At 32.4% G+C, this 15,959-nt stretch carries 8 protein-coding genes; 1 reads left to right on the top strand and 7 read right to left on the bottom strand.

Features of this window, described 5'->3' with window-relative positions:
• Window positions 1-565: 565 nt before the first annotated feature.
• Complete coding sequence (locus NK213_RS16660) at window positions 566-7,438, bottom strand: autotransporter domain-containing protein (protein ID WP_253351244.1); 6,873 nt, start codon at window positions 7,436-7,438, stop codon at window positions 566-568.
• A 386-nt stretch (window positions 7,439-7,824) separates the two neighbouring features.
• Between NK213_RS16660 and NK213_RS16655 the strand changes: the two genes are divergently transcribed.
• Window positions 7,825-8,031, top strand: a complete 207-nt coding sequence (locus NK213_RS16655) for a hypothetical protein (protein WP_253351243.1) — start codon at window positions 7,825-7,827, stop codon at window positions 8,029-8,031.
• A gap of 17 nt (window positions 8,032-8,048) precedes the next feature.
• Here NK213_RS16655 and NK213_RS16650 read toward each other — a convergent pair whose 3' ends face one another.
• The 6 genes from NK213_RS16650 to NK213_RS16625 form a co-directional block, all read right to left on the bottom strand.
• On the bottom strand, window positions 8,049-8,609 hold the full coding sequence (locus NK213_RS16650) for a TetR/AcrR family transcriptional regulator (protein ID WP_253351242.1): 561 nt from the start codon (window positions 8,607-8,609) through the stop codon (window positions 8,049-8,051).
• 232 nt (window positions 8,610-8,841) lie between these two features.
• Window positions 8,842-9,120 carry a hypothetical protein gene (locus NK213_RS16645; RefSeq protein WP_253351241.1) on the bottom strand — a complete coding sequence of 93 codons (279 nt, stop codon included), beginning with the start codon at window positions 9,118-9,120 and terminating at the stop codon, window positions 8,842-8,844.
• A gap of 19 nt (window positions 9,121-9,139) precedes the next feature.
• The gene (locus NK213_RS16640; RefSeq protein WP_371926456.1) at window positions 9,140-9,430 is read right to left on the bottom strand and encodes a hypothetical protein; all 291 of its coding nucleotides are present in this window, start codon (window positions 9,428-9,430) and stop codon (window positions 9,140-9,142) included.
• A gap of 10 nt (window positions 9,431-9,440) precedes the next feature.
• A complete protein-coding gene (locus tag NK213_RS16635; RefSeq protein ID WP_253351240.1) occupies window positions 9,441-9,650 on the bottom strand; it encodes a hypothetical protein in 210 nt (69 codons plus the stop codon).
• Window positions 9,651-9,826: 176 nt separating this feature from the next.
• Window positions 9,827-10,810, bottom strand: coding sequence for an alpha/beta hydrolase (locus tag NK213_RS16630; protein WP_253351239.1), 984 nt, complete (start codon window positions 10,808-10,810; stop codon window positions 9,827-9,829).
• Between the two features lie 64 nt (window positions 10,811-10,874).
• Window positions 10,875-15,959 (bottom strand): autotransporter domain-containing protein (locus NK213_RS16625; RefSeq protein ID WP_253351238.1); only part of this gene is annotated, 5,085 nt, incomplete at its 5' end.

Raw genomic sequence — 15,959 nt, 5'->3', positions numbered from 1 at the left:
TTCAAAACACCTCTTTCTTTTTTTATTATATCATTGTTTAGATTTTGGTGTTCCTACTTTACTATAGCACTACAGATTATGTTTTTATATCTATACAAAGTCCCAAAACTTACCTTTTAGAGTCATAACGTGTAAAATTTCGAAAATGATGGCGGGATCCCATACAGTATAATTCCGTTTCGTTGTTCTAACGACCCCAATTAGAAAAGGTAACTGCCTTTTATTGACAGTTACCTTACATTTGAGGTTAAGATTTGTTTCTTGGCAATCTGATTTTAAATGTTAAAATTTAAAAGGATCAGGTTTTGCAATATTATATTTGCTCTCTATAAATTTTTATGCTTCTTATTGTATCTCATATTTATTATTTTTTCAAGTGATATTTTAATAGATAAACAATTATGAAAAACTAATCTTCTGTATAGTTGCTCTAATTTTCACACCCTCAAATTTTGTTGCAATTCCATAATTTAATAACACATTTTAGTTAATTTTTTAAACGAGAATGTTTCAGGATGAACATACCAAGTTTTCCATAAAAATACTCTCGTTTTTATTCCTCTCCTTAAAACACTGCTTTTAATGTCACTCCTGCTCTGTAATCACTTTCTTTATCATTTCCTGTTGAATATTCTCCTGTCAGGAATATTCCATATCTGTCTACTGCTTCTGCTCCTATTGTTGCCTTTGTTCTAAATGTTCCTTTTTCATCTTCAGGTTTTGATAATTTATGATACCCGTTTTCTACTGCTATTAATCTTGCTTTTTCCCTTTCATTAAGATCTGCAAGTTCATACTCATAAGCAAAATCAAGAGTTCCTTTTAGCTGCCAGCTAGTTCCTATAGGTAAAATTCCTTTTAATTCTACCCCTGCTCTCGGTTTTGCACTCCATGCATCATTTCCTTCTAACTCAAGGGCTTCCAGTCCCTTTTCCTCAAATGTCGGTCTCATCACATACATTGCTCTTACTCCTCCATAAGGCATTATACTTACTTTTTTTCCTAATTCAAATTCTTTCCCTAAAATATTATCACTTGTTATACTATATGTTTCATAAGTTCCATTCATTTCTGATCTTTTTAACGGTGATTCCCAGTCTATATTTCTGTCCACATTATGGATACTTGCTCTTCCTGTTAAATCATTTCTTAACTGCCATCCTTTTGAATTATATTTATTGTGTAAACCTAATTGTATCGTATCTACCCATTCTTCACTCTTGTTTCCATCTTTAAATTCAAATCCTGTATGGACATACCCTAGTGAATATCCAAATGTATGTTTATATGTTCTTTCTACTTCTCTTAGCGCTAATACTCCTGTAGTTGTATAATCATAACCTACTACTCCGTCTGTTTCCTCTTTATTCTTTCCTTTCCCTCCTATCACACTTATTTTTACATTTTCTTTTGTATTATTTGTTGAATCCTGAAGTATATGTAATGAGTCTTCAAAGGCTCTTGCTATATCATTCTCTCTCTGATTTATGTTAGCATACACATTTCCTGCAAGACTTCCCATTATATGTCTAAATTCTTCTTCTGTTTTAATATATCCTGTTTTATTATAGATTTCTGTTGCTTTTTCATTATTTCTTGCATTCAGAAAATTATCATCCAAAGCTTTTCCAAAATCTTCAAACCATAACCCAGAAGCAAACTCTAAATATGCTTTTCTTGACATATAGACATCAGAACCTGTACTTGTTACTTTTGGTGTTGCCTCCCATAGTAATGATCCACTTATGAAATCATATTTTCCTGATGTTGCTTGTATTACTCCTTCCAGTTTATATACATCTGCTATTGTTCCATCTGCAAATCCTGGTAAAATTTTTATTGGCTTATCTGTTACTATACGATCTGCTATTATGGCTGTTCCTGATAATTCAAAATCATAATCAGGATCAGATGATGGTGTCACTGTACTTGGATTTGGTTGTATTAATACTTGTATCCCATCCAAAGCTAAAACTCCATTTGTTTTTATTATTCCAGCATTCACTAATGTAGGCAATTGATGAACCCCACTAGATTGATGAATATAGCTACTATTAGCTACTGCACCATTTACTGTTCCTGCTATAAAATGGTTTGGATCAAGTGGATCAGGTGAAACAAAAGCATTTGAATTTGTTCCTGTTATATTTATTACTCCTGTATTTGTTATTATTGTTCCATAACTTCCATACATTGCTATTGAATTATCACCTAATACATTTATTGTTCCGTGATTTATTATATGTGAATTTGTTCCTTTTCCTGCCATACCAACTGTATTATTACCTGTTACATTTATTATTGCACCAGTATCATTTGTTATTACTCCACCCTCTGTATACATTCCCATTGAATAATTACCAGTTGTCGTTATCATCCCTTTATTTATTGCACTTCCACCTTTGGCTACTACTCCGACAGCACCATAACCTGCTACTATACTTCCCTGATTATCAATTGATGAATTTTCTCCATATATTCCCACTGAATACTTACTGTTATCAACATCAACTACAAGAGCTCCAGTTGCATCTGTTTTTAAAACTAAATCAGAATCTCCTAACTTTATTGAACCTGTATTTGTAACTACCCCACCATAATTATATATTCCTATGTTATTATGTCCTGATGTTCCATCTATTATTCCTGTATTAGTTACATTTGCTCCTCCAATTCCTGTTAATGAATCTGCTGCTGTATAAAATGCTATATTATCATTTCCTGTTAAATATAAGTCTCCATTATTAACTACTAGTGGAGCTTTTGTGCTGTATAGATATACTGAATCCTGTCCTAACGTTGCTGTTGTACCAACATTATTTGTTAAACTACCACCTTCTAAGATGAAGCCATAATTTTTATTCCCCAGATTAAAACTTGAGCTATTTACTATTGTAGTATCTAAACCATATACTCCAACTGCCTCATTTGTACCAAAATTAAGTGCTGAACCAGTGTTTAAAGCAACTGTTCCATTTGTACTATATATCCCTACTCCATTATCCCCAATATTTAATGTTCCGTTATGATTTATTAATAGCTGATCTCCGTAAATTCCTATTGAATTTTGCCCTAATGTTATAGTACCATTATTTGTAATAGATTCACCTGCTGTTATTGAGTAAATACCTATTGATGGATTATTTACATTTGATGAATTCCCCATATTTATTATTCCATCATTTAAAGTTCTATATGGTATAACTCCTGTAATGTACATTCCAATTGATGAATCACCCGTCAAATTAATGAGTCCACGATTTATTGTATCCTCAACATCATCACCAAACATTCCCACTGCTTCTCCAGCCGTACTTAATATTTGTCCTGTAGTTTCATTTACCAAATCTCCTGTTGGATTTCCTATTCCATCTTTTAGAAACATTCCTTGTGACTTACTACCTATTGTGATAATGCCTTCGTTAAATATTTCTCCCTGTGCCGCGTAGGATTTTAATCCTACAGATTCATTTCCAACTAAAATATTCCCACTATTTAAAAGTCTTGCTCCATTTTTTCCTAGTATTCCGACAGACTGATCTCCTAGTATTATTGTTCCCTGATTTTCCCCATCAATATTTGGTCTACTTAACCAAGTCCCCGGAGGATTAATATTTCCATCAATAACCACAGCTGCTATATTATTTGCTCCAGCGACAGCTTGGATAGTTGAACCTGAATCAATTACAATTTCTGAATTTTTTCCATTAAATAAAACTCCATTTGAATACATTGATGTGTTTGTTGTATACTTAATGTGACCATTGATAATATTTCCACCTATATAGCTCGAACCTGAGGCTACAGAATTTATACCAAATCCAGCGTTTATTAATACTGGTGTTGGCGCAGTTGAAAAATCTAAATTAAACAACATCACATTCTGACCACTAATATTAAATGTCAAGTTAGACATAGATGAAACAGTTGAATTTCCTGCCAGGTATACTCCAAGAGCATTATCTCCATTCAAGTTAACAACAGTTGAACCTCCCAAATTGATTGCACTGTCTTTAGCATAAATAGCCAAACCATTTTTCCCTACTGTTATTGTTGATGAAATATCTGTTAATGTTCCTTTATCTAAATGTACCCCTACTCCTCCTGTTGAGGCTGATACATCTATTGTTCCTGAGGATAAATTTATTTGTGAATCGGCAGGATTACCAGTGCTGTTATTATTTGCATATATACCAATAGCATTTGTCGAGTTTACTGCATGTATCAAACCACTATTTGTTATATTTATTTTCCCATTTCCAAATGCCTGAGCGGTTCCTTGCTTATATCCTTCACCATATATTCCTACTCCAGAATTAGAAATTTGTATTGTAGAACTTGCCTGATTATCAATTAATGAATCATTCACTCCATATATTCCCACGGAACCAGCTCCTGTAACATTTATCTGTCCAGAACCTGTATTATTAATTTCTCCGTTATTTGCATATATTCCTACTGAATTTACTCCCCCTAGTGTTATTATTCCTCCGTTATTTGTTAAAACTACTGTGTTTCTTGGAAGAGCAACTCCTCCTGGGGTTAATCCGTTTTCTTGAGCTAAAGCTATTTGATTTGCCTGGCTACCTGTAATCATCTGACCACTATTTGCTATTTTAGATGTTACAATTTCTAAATTATTATAATCATCGGTTAATGAGTCAAGATTAATTGCTTGATCTATAGTTAGGTCACTTTGATAAAGCATAAAAGTTTTATATGATGTTCCCAGTGTATTTATAATGGGAGCATTTGGTATTATACCTAAACCTAAATTTGTATTTGACAAATCCATGGCTACATTGTCAACAATAAATAATCTTGAACCATCTTCCATATTTAAAGTTAAATTACCTAAAGTTGAGTTAAATCTATTTGCAAAATATGTAGAAATATCACTTGAATTAAATGTTCCATATGGTGTTAAAGACTTATAATAAAAGGCTGTTCCTCTGTCTGTTGCATTTGAAGCTCCTGTTATTTTAGCAGTAGTTAATCCTGTTATTTCTATTTTACTACTATTATCTAAATAAAATATTAAAGATCTTTCCCCTGCTTCAATGCTATTTCCTGCATATTTTATTGTTCCTCCATTTGTTGATGTCATTACAAATGCACCATCTAATGCTTTAATATTTGAACTATTATTTGTTATATTTATTGTTGAATTATCAGCATAAAATACTATTGATTCTTTCCCTGATACATCCGCAGTTACAGTCCCTGTTCCTAGCACTGATGATCCACCTAATGCTCCTATTACAACAGAACCTGTCTTAATATTTGAAGAATCTGTATAAACTCCACCATTTGATATTGTAATATTCCCTCCGATTGTTGATTGCGCTAAACTGTCGACTACTATTCCCTTTACTCCATTACTTCCTGATATTGTAATATTTCCATTATTTATTATATTTGCTCTTTTTTCACCAAAAATAGCAGTTGATAAATCAGAATTTGTGATTGTCAATGGAATATAACTCTCTATTGTTGATTGTGTTGTTCCAGGTGTGCCTAGAGCTCCAGCATATATCCCTATACTATCAATTCCTGTTTTCCCTGTTCCGCCATCTATCTTTAATCTATTTGTTGTATCTGTTCCGTCTAATATTACTTTTCCTTTTACTAATGATATTAATGTTGCTTTTTTTGAATATTCTAATGCATCTAATTGTGTATGCATTATTTTATAATCTTTCATTGTCCCACTTGAATTGTTAAAATATAAGGCTGTTGCTTGTTCAACGAGTGCCGCTGTATTTCCTGTTATAGTTATATCATTTGAATCAGCATCATTTGGATTTTGTTTTTCGCCTATCTTTATATTTAATACTGAATCTTTTACTGCTGATTTTTCATAAGTAGGTCCAGATACTCCAGGCAATCCTGCTCCTAATGTTGAATTTGTATTGAAATTAAATGTAAATGCTACACCCACGCTCTTATCACCATTTAAGTTTAATGCATTTTCATATCTAATCCACGATCTATTATATTCACGTGCGAAAACAGAACCCATAGAGCTAACACCATTTAATTCTATTATTCCTCTATTTTCAAAGAATGAACCACCATAATTTATATTATCTTCAGATGCAAAGTTTGAAAGAATATCTCTAGTTCCATTTAAATAAATATTTCCATTAGCTTCATTTTTGAAATATAAATATCTGGCTGTTCCTCCCCCATCCGCAATAGTTACAAATATATATCTATTTTGTGGGGTATAATTATAGGTAGTACCATCATAGATTGATGTGTATGATGTGCTATTATCTGCTATAAGATTACCATTATCAAAAGACATTCCTGAATCTCCAACAGATCCATGATATTGAACATCATAAAGAATAGTTCTGTCTCCCTTTAAAATTACATTAGTATTATCTAATCTCCAAATGGAGCTTCCGTGATCATTATGAGAATCTGTATGAAAAACCGCTAAATTATTGCTTCCTAACAGTTTTAGGACTGTTAAATTCATATTATTAATTGGAATAAGTTCTCCTCCAACCAGTAGCATACTCCCAAAGAAAGCCGTTCCGCTAAATCTATAATTATTTTCTGTATGAGCAACTCCTGAGGGAAGCGTATGACCACCCATATAACCTTGTAATGTTGTATTATTAATATATTGTCTTATATTATTCCCATTTGTAAACAAAGTTTCAAATGTTCCTGTTCCTCCTCCGGCCCCCATCATAGACTGTTGGCTTATCGGTGCATTATTTCCGCTTAATCCAAACCATGTGTTGTCCCCATTCCCACTTCCAGGAAATGATAAATTGATCGGATTTACTATTACAGGTATTGGAGCAACTAAATTAGGTGAAATTGGTTGAAAATCAATAGAATTTACAGTCGGCGCTGAAATACTGTTAGGAATATTAATTGTAGGTACATTAGGATTAATAACAATTTCAGGTGTAGGTGACAATGATAAATTAATTGGTTCTCTCTTAATTTCTTTTAATGGTATACTTACTCCGAGATCTATTTCCTTTGCTTTTTGTAATGGCTGATATGGTTTTCCTGCTACTCCATTCTTCTTTCCACCTGTCATTATAAAATTACCCGTTGTATCATAATATCCCTCGACATCTGTACGATATAAGGCATTTTCTTTCGTATTATCTCTTCCTTCTCCATACTCTTCATAAAAACCACTAAAAAATATCTGCCACTCCAAATATTCAGGCTTTACAATATAATCACTCTGTAAATATAAATCTTTTAGCTCTTTATTTCTCTGCTTAAGTACTTCTTCCAGTATCTTATAATTTTTTGTATTACTCTTCCCCTGTTTTATATTCTTTACCATATTATTATATAATTTCTCATGTTTTGTTAATGGTTCTGCCTCTGCAGCTATAGAAATTGACGATACTATCCCTAATGCGTTGAACATTGCTAATAATTTTTTATATCTTTTCATTACTCCTCCTTGTATAATATATTTGTAGTTAAAATAGCTAAATTAACTACTTAAAATTTTTGTTACGTTATGTAATAATTATTTTAATGGTAGAGTGGTAACTTGTACTTCCTTATAGTTTTAACTACTAAAGTTAGACTGTTAACTCTACGATTATATTGAATCCAATGAACAGGATGTAGTTTTACTACCAATATCTAGCAAGGTTGATTAGTATAATTTTTTGTAGAATGGTTACCATTATATCTTTATATGTAGGTGATTTTATGTTTTTTTGTGTTATTGATATTGGTATTGGTTAATTTTCACATATTGATTCTTTTCTTATTGCTGAAGTTATTAGAATTAACAGATTTACTTTTTCTGACATGGCTGACAGTAATACTATGGCTTTAAAAGGATTAACCAGATTCAGAACCTTTCAGGCACAATCTATTACTTTTGGTAATGCTTCTATGGAAATTCTTCTTAATTCCTCTACTCCAGATCAATTACTGAATATTTCTACTGCTAAACTTACTAAAATTCTTAAAACAGCATCAAAAGGAAGACTTGATGAGGATAAAGCTCTTTTTATTATAGACATTACATAACTTCTTTTTTGTCCAATCTAGTATAACCTATCCAACTCTCTATTCTGATGTTTACTTTTACCCCAAAAGAAATAACTTATCTCTGCTATTTCATCTTTTTTCAATATTCTTCCCTTTTTTAGCTTATTTACATACAAAACTTCATTTATTGCTCCCAAGAACATACATAATTTTAGCAGTATTTTTTCATCAGGTTCTTTTTTTATCAGTGCATTTTTAAATTTTGATAACAATTTTTCTATTACTATATCCTCTTTCATATAACAAGATCCTTTTATACTTATCAGAAAATTTAATATTTCTTCCCTTGATTCCAAGAATCTTACCAAATTTTCTGTCAGTTCGAATAAATAGTCTTGAATATCATCACTTTTCTTAACTCCACTCAGGCTCTTTGTTATTTCATTTGAAGAATAGTGCAAAACTTCTTTGTATATTTCATTCTTGTTCTTAAAATAATAATATAAATTTCCGGGGCTCGATTTCATTTTTTTCATTATTTCACCTATTGAAGCTTTTTCTAATTTATTCTCCTTTATTATTTCCAGAGTTGCTTTTATTACTCGTGTTTTGTACATTTCCAACCCTTTCAGAGATAAGAAGAGAGAGTTTCCGGTACGAACATACCTGCGTTTTTTTACAAAAACTCTCCCCTTTCTCTTATTTTTCTGATTAAAATACTACTTTTGACATCATTCTTAATCTATAATCATCTTTATCATGACTATTATCTCCTACTTGATACTTTGTTAAAATCTGTCTTCTATTTTTATTCCAAATTTGTTATATCTTTTCATTATAGCTTCACATTTATTTCATATTATTTCCTGCTTTATATTCTTCTATTCTAAACAATAAATCTTCTATTTCCTGAATTTCAGCTATCTTTTTATCTATCTGTGCATCTACTTTTTTAAGCTCTTTTCCTAATCTCTGACCACTGTTTAAATGTTGTCTTAAATTTGTCCACTTACCTCTTGCTCCTTCCCTTAATTCTCTTTTGTACTCATACGTCGGTGCTGCACTGACAAGCGTTCCAACCAATATAGACAATATTCCTATTATTCCTATTATTCCTAATTTTTTCATTTCTCCTCCTGCCATTTATCTATTTTCTTCCTCTCATTCTGGCTGTTTCATCCAGCATTAGTTCCTCTTCCTCAACTTTTATTATATTAAGCATTGTATACCAGTAACCCCTTTTCTCAGGTAAGATTACATACACTGATTCCTGTGCTTTTCTTAATGCTTTCTCATATGATGAATATTTTCCATCCTGATCATAATCTTTTGTTATACTGTTTTCAAGAGATTTATCTGTCTCTGTTCCAACATTAACACTATAGGCTGTAATAGTTATCAAACTTGATAAAAATAATAATAATATTTTTTTACCCACAACATCCTCCTTATTTTTTAGTTTTATTTAAATATTTGTACACCTTGTTATATTCCGTTTTATGCCAAGCTATATCCTTCTTTGATCTGTAGCTCTCCATTTTATCTGTCTTTTGCATTTGGGCTTCCACATTTAGTATTTCTATTTCTCTTCTTTCTTTCTCAGCACTTAAGGAAACTACACTTATAAATAATATCATACCTATTATACTTTTTTTCATTTTTTCCTCCTTCTAGCAAAAATTAATATCAAATATGTTTAATCACACAATCTTTTTTATAAACTCGTGGTATATTTAATTCTCTTTACTTTTATATTTCAGATTGTTCCAATGATTTCTCTTTTTTTACTAACTCTTATTCAGCTCAAGGTATTTATACTTTTGCACAACAATTTCTATTTGTTATATTTTTCTAAAAAATAAATTGTATCATTTAAAACTTTTACTCCAGGTTCTGTATCTAAGAGAAATTGGAATTCATGTTTTGTTTCGACTTCTTTAAGGGGGAAAAAACGAAAGGTTACATCAATGTTTAAAAGTTTCATTTTTTCAACCAGAGCTGTTCCTTGTTTTTCAAAAGACCCTGTATTTCCATCTGTAATATAAACCGGTGGAAAATCTTTAGATACATTGTTTATAACAGATGCTGTTTTTGCATTCTTAGACTCCCTCCATAATTTTTCTCCAAAATAAGCCCATCCAACTTGATCAAAAATAAATTTTTGAATAAATGAAGAATTTTGTCCAATTTCTTCAAAATTATATGGTCCACAGTATAACAGAACTCCTTTTATATTATTTTTTTTTACTAACTGTGGCGTATTTTCTGATATAGAATATTCTGTATTTGTTTGTTTGTTAATAAATTCTCCAACAATTTGAGCTCCAGCTGAATCACCTGCAAAGAACAATTTAGAAGAATCAACATTATATCTTTCATTTATACTTTCAAAGTATTTGTAAAAATCTGACAATTGGTTAATGGGTCCTGGATATTTAGAACTAGGAGCTAATTCATAGTTAATAGTAAAGACTGCGTATCCCTTTGCTGCTAATATAGTAGCGTAAATTTCAATATCTGATTTATCTCCTCCTACAAAAGCTCCGCCATGTACCCATATAATAGCCGGTATTTTTTCATTTTCAGACAACTTTTTAGGTATATAGACATCATAAGAATTTTCTTTATATTTAGACTTATATTCTTGGTTTTTTATAATCTTTACCTTATTTATATATTCTTCATAGTTACTAGGAGATCTTGCAATTTTTTGTTTAAAACTTTGTTTTATTATATATGCTGTAGGTCTTGGTGATACTATAAATGTAACTATTAATGCTAAAAAAATAAAAATAGTTGAGAAAATTATTTTTTTCATTTAAACCTCTCCTTGATGGATTTTTTAGAGAGAGAACCCATATCAATGAGTTCTCTCAGTCAGTTTAAAATACCGCTTTTAATGATATTCCTGCCCTGTAGTCTGAATTCTTATTATTTCCTGCTGTATATTCTCCTGTCAGGAATATTCCGTATCTATCCTTTATTTCCACTCCTACCTGGGCTCCTGTTCTTAATTCTCCTTTGTCCTTTTCCGGTTTTGATAATTTATGATAGTCTGTTTCTATATTTTCTAGTCTTGCATACTCTCTTTTGGTTACATTACCTAATTCATAACCATATTCTACATCCAGAGATCCCTTTAATTTCCATTTGTCTTCTTTTCCTAATGGGACTTCTCCGTTTAATTCTATACCTGCTTTTGGTTTTAAGGTAAAGTAATCATTTCCTTTTACTTCCAGTCCTTCTAAGCCTGACTCTGTGAATGAACCTCTTGTTGTATAACCCGCTTTTAGTCCCGCATAAGGTTTTAAACTCAAATTCTTTGTTAAGGTATATTCTTTTCCTAACTTATTGTTACTCATTATACTATAGGTTTCATAACTTCCGCTCATTTTTGATTTTTCAAGATGTGTCCAGTCCACTACTCTGTCTACATTATGAAAACTTAACATTCCTGTCACATCATTACTTAATATCCAGTCATTCAAACTATACTTATTATGAAAACCTAATTGCAGTGTATCTGCTTTTTCTTCACTCTTATTACCGTCTTTTACATCAAAGTCTGTATGTAAGTATCCTAATGAATAGCCAAAGGTATGTCTGTAAGTTCTTTCTATTTCCCTTAGTGCCAGTACTCCTGCTGTTGTATAATCATAATCTAGTACTCCGTCTGTATCTTCTGTACTTTTCCCTTTTCCTCCTATTATATTCAACTTGACATTCTCTTTTGTATTATTCTCTGAATCCTTTAATAACTTCAATGATGATTCAAAACTTCTGGCTATTGTCTGTTCTCTCTGATTCATATTTGAATAAAAATCACCTGCAAGATTTCCTATTGTTTTTCTAAAATCAAGTTCTGTTTCTATTGTATCTATTTTATCAAATATTTCTCCTGCTTTTCCTTTTGAACCTGTAAATTTACTGTCTAATGCTTTTCCGAAATCTTCATACCATAATCCTGAAGTAAAATTGTCATATGGAATTTTTTCCATCCAGATATCTACATTTCCTCTTTCATTTACTACTGGCGTTGCTCTCCATGTTAGTGATTTACTTCGTACATTTACTTTCCCTGAATCAGGACCTCCCTGATCTGTTGTAAATGGATTAAATACATCTTTTAATTTATATACATTTTCATGAGTTCCTGATGCAAAGCCAGGCATTATTCCTATTGGTTCTGTTGTATTAAAAGCAGGTGCAAAAAACTTAACCGCATCTGATACAAAAGCTGCTCCTGTGTCTTCTGCAAGGCTTGGTGCTTTTATTGTTGTCGGGTCTACTTTTATTAATATATCTATTCCTTTAGCTTCAAAGTTTTCTGATACATTTATTATTCCTGCATTTATTATACTTGGGATTGGATAACTTGTTCCACCGTAGGATATTGTTTCTGAGCCTGTTACTCCTCCAGAGATATTGATTGTTCCTGAATTTAATATGCTTGATCCACCTTTTAACAATATTCCCTGACTGTTATTTCCATTTATATTTATTGTACCCTGATTATTTACTTTAGATAATAGGTTCAGGTATATTCCTGTTGAATTTTCTCCATTCATTATTATAGTTCCTGAATTTGTTACTTCTGAGCCTTTATTTGCATAAATTCCTATTGAATCATTTCCTGTCAGTAATATATTTCCTGTATTTTGAAGTTTTCCGTTTTCTACGAATAATCCTATTACGCCTTCTGATGATGAGCTTATATTTCCACTGTTATTTACAGGACTTGGTGCATTTTTACTGTAGATTCCCACTCCGTAATAACCAAGACTCATATCTCCTGTATTTGTTATTACTGTGTTATCTCCGTATATTCCAATTGAATAGCTGTTTTTTGTGGAATCTTCCTTATCTATTATTACAGAGTCTCCAAGATCTATTCGACCTGAATTAATGATTACTCCATTTTCATTATAGATTCCTACATTTGATACACCTGAGCTTCCTGATATATTCCCGGTATTTTGTATAGTTCCTCCGTTTACTGTATAAAATCCTACTCCGTTTGAGCCGTTCATTGTTAGTATTCCGTTGTTTGTTATATTTCCTGCTCCGTCTCCATAGACAAATATACTTCCTTCTCCTATTGAGGTATCTATTATATTCGTTAATGTTGAACCTGATTTAAGTACATAACCAAAGCCGTTATTTCCTAACATTAATGAGCCGTTATTTATTACAGTGGTTCCGTTTAGGGCATATACTCCTACTCCTGCTGTTTGAGTTACATTTAGAACTGACCCTGTATTCAGATTAACTGTTCCTTCTGATGTATAAATTCCTGTTCCGTCTGCACCGACATTCATTAATGACTTTTGGCTTAATGTCCCACCATTTATGTATATTCCTACTGATGAAGTTCCTGATGTTATTGTCCCTGTGTTTTCAACTGTATCTGATGACCCCTGACTATATATTCCTATTCCCGGTTTATTCCTGTCTGTTGAATTTCCTATTGTCAGGATATTTGTGTTTAATATTGATACCGGGGCTGAGCCTTTAAAATATATTCCTGTACCATTATTTCCGGATAATTCAATTTTTCCGTTATTTACTATTGTTTGTGATGTATTACCATCTCCGTATATTCCTACTGAATCATTTCCGGTACTTAATATATTTCCTGTATTTGTTATATTTCCACTGTCTGACCCGTATATTCCTGCAGAGAAACTTCCAACTGTAATTGTTCCTGTGTTTTCTGTAAATGAACCTGCTCCTTTGGACTGGATTCCCAATGAGTTATCTTCTACTTTTATATTTCCGGTATTTTTTATTCTTGCTCCGTTTGTTCCGTAAAGACCTGCCGAATTACTTTTAAGCGATATGTTTCCTCTGTTTTCTACATCTATTCCGCTTGTGAATCCTGAAGGAACAGTACCTGTATACTGGCCGTCCATTACTACTCCTACTACATTATTTTCGACACTGTTTACTTGTGTTCCCGAATCTAAAAGTACTGCTGAAAATTCTCCATTTAAGAGATTTCCTCCGCCTGAAAGACTGCTTGTTCCGTTATAGTAGAAAGTTCCGTTTTTTATATTCCCTATTGAGTAAGACGAACCTGATGATGATGTTACATTAAAGTTTTGATTGAACGTTCCGCTTGACTGGATGTTAAACAAAACTATGTTTGTTCCCTGGATATTTACATTTCCGTTTCCTGTAAAATCTGTGTTACCATCAAGATAGAAACCAAGGATATTATCTCCGTGAAGATTTAAATTAAATCCTGAAAGATTTATATTACTGTCTTTAGCATAGAGTCCAAGGCCGTTTGTTCCTACTGTCAGTGTCCCGCCTCCTGTTAGAATACTGTTATTTGAATAGATTCCTATTCCTCCAACCGAACTTTGAAGATTTATATCTGAACTTGCTCCCAGTGTTATTACTGAATCACTTTGAGATTTTTTATTATCTGCATATATTCCATATACCTTTTCATTTCCTGATGAAGTTATTCTGCTGTTATTTCTTATATCTATTTTATCGTTTCCATATCCTAAAACTAAAGATGAAGTTATTCCGTCCAGATAATTTAGACCGTATATTCCTGCTGTTTCATTTCCTCCTATTATCAGTTCTCCGTTATTCTCTGCTAATGAGCCGTTTGAAGAGGCTATGGCCACAGAATTACTGCCTGTTGTTTTTACTGTTCCGTTATTTACTATATGACCATAGTCAGAGGCTATTCCCAAAGCTCTGGTTCCTGATAAATTTATTATTCCGTTATTTGTTATTGTTATATCACTTAAACCTGTACTTCCCGGATAATTTCTCTGGGCTATTCCTATTTGCTTGTCCTGACTTCCTGTTATTGTTTTTCCACCATCTAATGATACTGACAACAAAGCAAACTGAGCTCTTTTATACAAATCGTTTCCATCTAAATTTACATCTCTGTCTAATATTAATTTTCCTTTATTCATGGATACAGGGATGTAATCACTTGCACTGTCTGGATTTATACTTACATTATTTGCTAAACTTGTTACCGGAACTACCATTCCGTCCAAAGTTGTTAAAGATATTGTACTTCCTTCTCCTTCTATTAAATACAGAATAGATCCTGAATTCATTGTTAAGCCTAATTTTCCGCCCAGAATTCCTGTAAATGAGCTGTTTAAATAGCTGGCAAGATTCATTCCATATTTAAGATAAAATGCTATTCCGCCTTCTTCTACCGTTGCTTTTACATTTCCTGTTACACTGTACTTTCCTGAGGGTAACCCGGCATCATAGTTATAGAAGAGAAGTCCTTTATTTCCTGTTACGAGGTTTATTCCCTCACTTAGATTTATTGTGGATCCTGCTCCTGCATAAAGAGCTATTCCTCCGTTTTCTGCTCTTAATGTTCCGCCTTTTAAGTTAGTGTCCGTTGTGCCGGCTTCACTGTATATACCTACTGAGGATTGTCCGCTTGATGTTATATTTCCGCCATTCATATTAAAAGTCCCGTCATTATATACAGCAAGGTTTCCTAATGAGGTGTTTATTACCCCTGTATTGTTTAGTTCGCCCAAACCGCCTGTTTTAACTGCTATTCCTGTATTATTGGTTCCATTTACATTTATTAGTCCGTTATTATGGTAAAAATATCCGTATTCTTCTATCTGGGCACCTACCTGTTTGTTTCCGTTTATATTAAGTTTTAATCCGTCTGTTGTTACTCTTGCTCCCAAAAAACCATCCAATACTGCTGTTTCTGTGTAGCCGGGATTCCATACAGGATCCGGTTCAAATACTACCGATGTATCATTACTCCCATGTAAGTATATACCTGCATTTCCTTCACTACCGGCAAGAAGGTTAATTTCTTGGTTTGTTGTGCTGTCTGATGAGTTTCCAAGAATGAGGTCACCGTATTTTTCTACTCTGACTGCTGCTCCGTTCCTTGAGTATTCTCCTATATTTAACAGGTAATCTGATAGCGTAAACTGTGAGTTTTTTAATAC

It is taken from the genome of Sebaldella sp. S0638 (assembly GCF_024158605.1).
In the GTDB taxonomy this organism is placed as follows: Bacteria; Fusobacteriota; Fusobacteriia; order Fusobacteriales; family Leptotrichiaceae; genus Sebaldella.
This window is presented reverse-complemented; position numbering and strand designations above follow the sequence as displayed.